The sequence below is a fragment of the Mesorhizobium sp. P2_E6 genome, from assembly GCF_056403835.1.
On sequence record NZ_JBFUEQ010000044.1, the window covers coordinates 1 to 568 of the forward strand.

The 568-nt window shown below is 69.8% G+C and carries 1 protein-coding gene; it reads left to right on the forward strand.

Going from position 1 to position 568, the window contains the following annotated elements:
* Positions 1 to 568: VCBS domain-containing protein (locus tag AC1D08_RS33680; protein WP_477425356.1), on the forward strand; the 568-nt coding region annotated here is incomplete at both ends.

Sequence of the window (568 nt, forward strand, 5' to 3'; positions counted from 1 at the left end):
TTCACCGCCACGGTCACCGACGACAAGGGCGCGACGGCRACGCAAACCGTCACCATCACCATCACCGGCACCAACGACAGCCCGGTGATCACGACGGCGGTCGGCCAGGATGCCGGCACGGTTGTCGAGGCCGGCAACCTGGACAACGGCACGGTTGTCGCCGGGACGCCGTCGGCGTCCGGCACGCTGACCTCCTCGGATGTCGACCACGGCGCGACGGCGACCTGGAGCGGCGACGCGACGGGCACCTATGGCGCGTTTGCGATCAACCCGACGACGGGCGCCTGGAGCTTCGCGCTCGATCAGGGCGCGGCCGATCATCTGGCCGAGGGCGAGAGCGACACGCAGACGTTCACCGCCACGGTCACCGACGACAAGGGCGCGACGGCAACGCAAACCGTCACCATCACCATCACCGGCACCAACGACAGCCCGGTGATCACGACGGCGGTCGGCCAGGATGCCGGCACGGTTGTCGAGGCCGGCAACCTGGACAACGGCACGGTTGTCGCCGGGACGCCGTCGGCGTCCGGCACGCTGACCTCCTCGGATGTCGACCACGGCGCGA